Genomic DNA, 6,683 nt, shown 5'->3' on the forward strand with positions numbered 1-6,683 from the left:
GGCGACAGCGGGCGCAGCATGTGCCCGTGGCGGCGTGCGGCCAGGCGCAGGAAGTGCTCGGCCAGCAGCACCGCGTCGCCCGCCCGCTCCGCCATCGGCGGCAGGGTGATCTCCACCGTGTTCAGCCGGTAGAGCAGCTCGTCGCCGAGGCCCCCGCGGCCCTGCAGGCCGGCGCGGGTCCGCCGGCTGGTGGAGATGATCCGGGCTCCGGGGCCGCCGCCGCAGGTCAGCGCCGCGACCAGGCGAGCCTGGACCGCCGGGGCAAGGTCGCCCACTTCGTCCAGCACCAGGGCGCCGCCTCGGGCCTGGGCCAGGGCGCCGTCGGTCGCGAGCCGGTCGCCGAACAGGGCGCGCTCGGCCTCATCGGTGCTGAGCTGGGCCAGGTGCGCCGCGATGTAGGGACCCTGGCTATGGGGCGAGGCGAGGTGGAGCCGCCGCGCGACCAGACTCTTCCCCATCCCCGCCTGGCCAAGCACCAAGACCGGCGCTTCAGTCGGGCCGACCCGGGCGACCAGGTTGCGGACGCGCTCCATCGCCGCGCTCTCCCCGAGCAGCGTCGCTTCCGGCTCCGCGTCCACCAGCGCGTCCGACGATCGCGAGATGCGGCGGCGGCGGAGCTCCAACGCGTCGCGCACCGTGGCCAGCAGGCGTGCGTTGTTCCAGGGCTTCATGACGAAGTCGCTGGCGCCTGCCTGCATGGCGCGCACCGCCACGCTGACGCCGCTGTGGGCGGTGATCACCACCACCACCGCCTGCGGGTCGTCGGCCAGCAGCTGCTGCAGGCAGCGAAAGCCCTCCTCGCCGGAGGTGGCGCCGCGGGTGAAGTTCAGATCGAGCAGCACCACGTCGATCCGTTCGGCCGCCAGCCGGCTGCGCGCCTCCAGCGGGTCGCGCGCGCTGGTGAGCTTCAGCCCGTGGCGGCCGAGCAGCAGGGCGGCGGCCTTCACCACGTCTGCATCGTCGTCGACGAACAGGACGTGGCCGGCCTGATCAGCAGGTGTTGACACAGCCTCGGTCATGTTCGGAAGCGGACACTTGGGTCTTCAGGCGAACACATGAAGCCGGTGTAACCTCATTAAGTCAACCGGCTCAGCCATTTAGTTATGTCCGCCAGATAGCTTAGCCTGTTCTGGCCATGACGGATCGTCCGCTCATTCCTTCGCCCTCAGCCGGGGCCGAGCCGCTGCCGGCCGGCGGCGGTGCGGCCATGGACCGCCGCATCGAGCGCCCCCATCGCAAGCTGCAGCGCACCTTGCTGGTCGCGCTGTGCGGCGGGGCCTTGCTGGCCCTGGCGGCGGCAGGCCTGATCCGATTGCCGCCGTCGGGCAGCCTGAGCGTCAAGGCGGCTGACCTGCAGGTGGCCACCGCCGCCGAGGCGCCGTTCCAGGACTATCTGCCGGTTCGTGGCGCGGTGGCGCCGCTCCACACCACCTACGTCACCGCCGTCTCTGGCGGCCAAATCGACAAGGTGCTGGTGCTGGACGGCGTCCAAGTGCCCGCGGGCGCCGCGCTCGCCACCCTGACCAACCCGCAGCTGAAGCTTGACGTCACCTCCAAGGAGGCCGACATCGCCGGCCGGCTCGGCGACGTCAGCGCCCAGTCTCTGAGCCTGGAGAAGAACCGGCTGGACGCCGAGGGCCAGGTCTCGCAGGCCTCGTTCGACCTGCTGAAGGCCGAGCATGACTACGACATTCGCAAGCAGCTGCACGACAAGGACATCGTCTCCGACGCCGAGCTGAAGACCTATGCCGACACCGCCGCCTACGACCGCGCGCGCCTGGCCCAGCTTCGCGCCGGCCAGACGCAGCAGGCGGGGCTGGCCTCGATCCAGAGCGCCGAAATCTCCCGCACCAACGCCGGGCTGCGCCAGAGCCTGGACGTGGTGCGATCGAGCCTGGACGCCCTGGTCATCCGCGCGCCGGTCGCCGGGCGGCTGACCGACTTCCAGCTCCAGCCCGGCCAGTCGCTGAAGCTGGGCGACCCCGCCGGCCAGATCGACTCGGAGGGCGCCTACAAGCTGACCGCCGACGTGGACGAATACTATCTCGGCCGGGTCCAGCCCGGCGAGCCTGCGACGGCTGACCTGGAGGGCGCCGAGATGGACCTGGTAGTCAGCCGGGTCCTGCCCCAGGTCACCGATGGCCGCTTCCGTGTCGAGTTGACCTTCAAGGGCGCAGCGCCTCAGGGGCTCCGCCGCGGCGAGGGCGCGGACCTGCGCATCACGCTCGGCGACACCCGCCGGGCCTTGGTGGTCCCGAACTCCGGATGGCTGGAGGGCGGCGGAGCGACGATGTTCGTCATGGCCGCCGACGGCCGTCGGGCCGACCGCCGCCCGGTGAGCGTGGGCCGCCGCAACCCCGAACAGGTGGAGATCACCTCCGGCCTGCGTCCCGGCGAGCGCGTGGTGGTCTCCAGCTACGCCGGCTTCGACAAGCTCAACCATCTGATCCTGCACTGAACGCCAGAGGACGCCCCATGCTGACCCTGTCCGACGTCCATCGACTCTACCGCTCCGACGAGGTGGAGACGACCGCGCTCCGCAACATCGACCTGCAGATCGGGGAGGGCGAGTTCGTCGCCGTCATGGGCCCGTCCGGCTGCGGCAAGTCCACGCTGCTTAACATCCTGGGGACGATCGATCGTCCTACCAGCGGCCGGTATCGTTTCAAGGATCAGGAGGTGGCGGACCTGAACGAAGCGAAGCTGGCGCAGCTGCGGCGCGAGAACCTCGGCTTCGTCTTTCAGAGCTTCAACCTGATCGACGAGCTGACCATCGCGGAGAACGTCGAGCTCGGCCTGGTCTACCGCCGATGGGCGGGCAAGGACCGCCGCGCCCGGGTGGAGGCGGCCATGGACCGGGTCGGCGTGGCCCACCGCGCCCGCCACTATCCGAACCAGCTCTCCGGCGGCCAGCAGCAGCGCGCCGCCATCGCCCGGGCCATCGTGGGCCGCCCGAGCCTGATCCTGGCCGACGAGCCCACCGGCAACCTGGACACCGAGAACGGCGCCCAGGTCATGGACATCCTGCAGGCCCTGAACGGCGAGGGCGCCACGGTGATCATGGTCACCCACTCGCCGAGCCACGCGGACCTCGCCCGGCGGCGGATCGACATGCTCGACGGCCGAGTGGTCGTGTCCGCCACCCGCGCGATCTGAGGGGGCGAAGATGATCATTCAACCGTCAGGTGACCCCTTTCCCCTCGAGGGGGGAAGGGCAGGGATGGGGGTGAGTGCAGGCGATGTGTGGAAGCCCATAGGAGGCGGCGCCTCCAGCGCCCTCCGCTTCAGCCGCGGCGCGCACACCTCCTCCCAACCCTCCCCCTTCGAGGGGGAGGGCTCGGGGCGCGGGCTCCTCCGCCAGGTCTCGCCGAGCCCAGCCGCGCCCATCCGCCTACAGGCCCTTGAAGAGGAGGCCTGAGCCATGTGGGCCCACTACCTCGTCACCCTCTACCGCTCCCTGACCCGCCACCGCCTGTACGCGGCGCTGAACGTGCTTGGCCTGGCGGTGGGGATCGCGGTCTTCCTCGTGCTCTGGCTCGACGTCCGCTTCGAGACGGGCTTCGAGAAGTGGATACCGGATGCGGGGCAGATCTACGAACTCCGGACTCAATGGCACATGCCCGGAGCGCCCAAGGACGACTCCAGCTCGTCCATGGGCGGCGCGCTGGAGGAGCTCCGGGCGGACTACCCGAACCTGGTCGGCACGCGCATCATGGGGGACAACATGACCCTGCGCCGCGGGGCGGACCTGCAGTCCGAGGAGCTCTCCATCGTCGATCCCGGCTTCCTCCGGGTGTTTCCTCTCAAGCTGCTGCGGGGCGATCAGGGTTCGGCTCTCCAGGCGCCCGACAGCGTCGTGCTGACCCAGACCAAGGCTCGCCTGTATTTCGGCGACGACGACGTGCTCGGGCGTCGATTGCAGGTGAGTTTGGAAGGCGACCCCCACACCTTCCGCGTCACGGGCGTCCTGCCGGACCCGCCCAAGACCACCGACCTGACGCTTGACTTCCTGACGCCGCTCACGCCGCAGCTCATCGCGACCCGGGACAACTGGCGCCACTGGGGCAGCGAGCACCTGGAGACCTACCTGCGCTTCCCCTCCGCGACGGCCGCCTCGGCCCAGGCGGCGGACTTTGGCCGCTTCATCGACCGCCATGCGGCCAAGGACATCATCCCGCCGCCGGCCCCGCACGACCAGTTGTCGCTCAGCCTGCGCCCGCTCCGGAGCCTGCATGTGGTGGACACCAAGGTTGGCCCGGTGGCGGCTGGCCTCGCCGCCGTGGGCGCACTGACGCTCCTGCTTGCAGCCGTCAACTACGTGAACCTGGCCACCGCGCGGGCGGGCCTGCGCGCCCGCGAGGTGGCGATCCGCAAGGTGATGGGCGCGACCCCGCCGGCCTTGTTCGCCCAGTTCATGGCGGAGTCGATGGCGTTGGCGGCGCTCGCCACCCTTGTCGGGCTGGCGCTCTGCGAACTCGCCTTGCCTCTGGTCAACGCGGCGGGCGGACTCGCCTTGCGGCTCGACTATCTCAGCCTTGACGGTCCCTTGCCCGCGGTACTCCTCGCCATGGTGGTGGTCGGCGTCGGGGCAGGGCTCTATCCCGCCGTCCTGCTGACGCGCTATCGCCCTGCCCAGGTGCTCGCCTCCGCCCGCACTCCCGGCGGCGGCCGGAGCGGCGGGCGTGTGCGCGAAGCGCTGGTGCTCTTCCAGTTCGCCGTGGCGATCGCCTTCGCGATCGCGACCGCCGTCATCTTCACCCAGATGCGCTATCTCCGCTCCGCCGACCTCGGCTTCAAACGGGACGGCTTGATCGTGGTCACCTCCTTCGACGACGCACAGGTCCCCAAGGCCCAGCGGCAAAGCCTGCTGGAGGCCTGGAGAGGCCTTCCAGGCGTGGTCGCCGACACGGCCTCCAACGTCTCGCCTGGCACGCAGCACAACACCAACGCGAACAACTTCAAACGCCCGAAACAGTCCGGCGAGGGGCAGTCCGTCTACTGGAACACGGTGCATCCAGACTTCCTGGAGACCTACGGTGCGCACCTTGTCGCCGGGCGCTGGCTTGGTCCTGCGCGCGGCGGCGACGACAAGCCCCTTCCGCCGCCCGGAGGTTGGCCTCCCGGCCAGCCTCGACCCATGCGCAACGTCGTTCTGAATGAAAGCGCGCTGCGCCAGCTGGGCTTCGCGGACGCCCAGAGTGCCATCGGTCAGCGGGTGTTGCAGGGGCTGGATGCCGGCGGCTTCACACCCCTAACCGTAGTGGGCGTGATCCGCGACACCCGCCTGCGCTCCCCGCATGAACCGGTGCAGTCGGCCGTTTATCTCCTTTCCACCCACGACTTCGACAGCATGATCGCCGCCGTCCGCTATACCGGCGTTCCATCGCCGGAGATGCTGGCGCGCTTGCATCGGACCTGGACGTCGATTGTCCCCGGCGCCTCCTTCCGAGCGCACACCGCCGACGAAAACCTGGCCCGCTACTATCGCCCCGACGACCAGCACGGCCGGCTCTTCACTCTCGGCGCGGTCCTCGCCGTCGCCATCGGGTGCGTCGGGCTCTACGGCTTGGCCTCCTTCAATACCGCGCGACGGGTGAGGGAGATCGGCATCAGGAAGACGCTTGGCGCCTCCACCGCCGACGTGCTGCGGCTCCTGATCGGCCAGTTCCTTCGGCCGGTGCTGCTCGCCAACCTCGTGGCCTGGCCGGTGGCCTACATCGCCATGCGGAGCTGGCTGAACGGGTTCGACCAGAGGATCGGGCTGAACCCGCTCTACTTCCTGGGCGCCTCGGCCCTGATGCTGGCGGTCGCGCTCCTGACGGTGGCGGGCCAGGCGCTGGCCGTGGCGCGCGCCGAGCCGGCCAGGGCGCTCCGCCATGAATAGGCCAGCGGCGAGCCTCCTGCTGATGCTGGCGGGGCTGGGCTGGAGCGCGGCCGGCCCTGCTCGGGCCGAGACGCTGGCGGAGGCCATTGCGCTCGCCTACCAGACCAATCCGCAGCTGCTGGCCCAGCGCGCCTCCCTGCGCACGCTGGACGAGGGCTATGTCCAGGCCCGCGCGGGCTGGGGCCCGACGATCGGGCTGAGCGGCCAGGCCTACTGGCAGCAAACCGACTTCGGCCACGAGGCCTCCAGCGGGCTCGGCCAGAGCGGCGGCGTGCCCGGCACGACCACCGGAGCGCCTCAGACCGGCGGCGCGAGCGGAGGCGAGCCCTCCAGCTACAACTACGGCTATGGCGCGATCACCGCGACCCAGCCGCTCTATACCGGCGGCAAGGTGGCTGCGGAGGTGGGCGCGGCCGAGGCGGCGGTGGGGGCCGGCCGCCAGGCGCTGCGCGTCACCGAGGCCAACGTGCTGCAGGCCGTGGTGACCGCCTACGAGGACGTGCGCCGCGACGCCGCAATCCTGCGCATCCGCAACGAGGCGACCTTGGTGCTCGGCAGCCAGTCGGACGAGACCCAGGCCAAGTTCACCGTAGGCCAGGTGAACCGGGTCGACGTGGCCCAGGCCCAGGCCCAGCTCGCCGCAGCCCAGGCCCTGGTGGCCTCCGCCCGCGCCCAGCTCGCCATCAGCCGCGCGGAATACCTGGCAACCGTGGGCCAGGCGCCGGGAGAGCTGGGCGAGCCGCCCCCGCTGCCCGGTCTGCCGCCGAGCGTCGACGCCGCCTTCGACGCGGCCGAGGCC

The 6,683-nt window shown here is 70.8% G+C and carries 5 protein-coding genes; 4 read left to right on the forward strand and 1 reads right to left on the reverse strand.

Annotated features, from left to right (window positions below):
• Positions 1-1,007 (reverse strand): sigma-54 dependent transcriptional regulator (locus HUV06_RS13795; protein WP_174301831.1); only part of this gene is annotated, 1,007 nt, incomplete at its 3' end.
• A gap of 128 nt (positions 1,008-1,135) precedes the next feature.
• Here HUV06_RS13795 and HUV06_RS13800 point away from each other — a divergent pair.
• From HUV06_RS13800 to HUV06_RS13815, 4 genes are all read left to right on the forward strand, one after another.
• Positions 1,136-2,458 carry an efflux RND transporter periplasmic adaptor subunit gene (locus HUV06_RS13800; protein WP_217433881.1) on the forward strand — a complete coding sequence of 441 codons (1,323 nt, stop codon included), beginning with the start codon at positions 1,136-1,138 and terminating at the stop codon, positions 2,456-2,458.
• A gap of 17 nt (positions 2,459-2,475) precedes the next feature.
• On the forward strand, positions 2,476-3,156 hold the full coding sequence (locus HUV06_RS13805) for an ABC transporter ATP-binding protein (RefSeq protein ID WP_174301832.1): 681 nt from the start codon (positions 2,476-2,478) through the stop codon (positions 3,154-3,156).
• Between the two features lie 265 nt (positions 3,157-3,421).
• The gene (locus HUV06_RS13810) at positions 3,422-5,884 is read left to right on the forward strand and encodes an ABC transporter permease (RefSeq protein WP_174301833.1); all 2,463 of its coding nucleotides are present in this window, start codon (positions 3,422-3,424) and stop codon (positions 5,882-5,884) included.
• A partial coding sequence (locus tag HUV06_RS13815) for a TolC family protein (RefSeq protein WP_174301834.1) occupies positions 5,877-6,683 on the forward strand: 807 nt, incomplete at its 3' end. The genes HUV06_RS13810 and HUV06_RS13815, both read left to right, overlap by 8 nt.

Origin of the sequence: Caulobacter sp. S45 (assembly GCF_903642205.1) — a bacterium.
Classification (GTDB): Bacteria; Pseudomonadota; Alphaproteobacteria; order Caulobacterales; family Caulobacteraceae; genus CAHJWH01.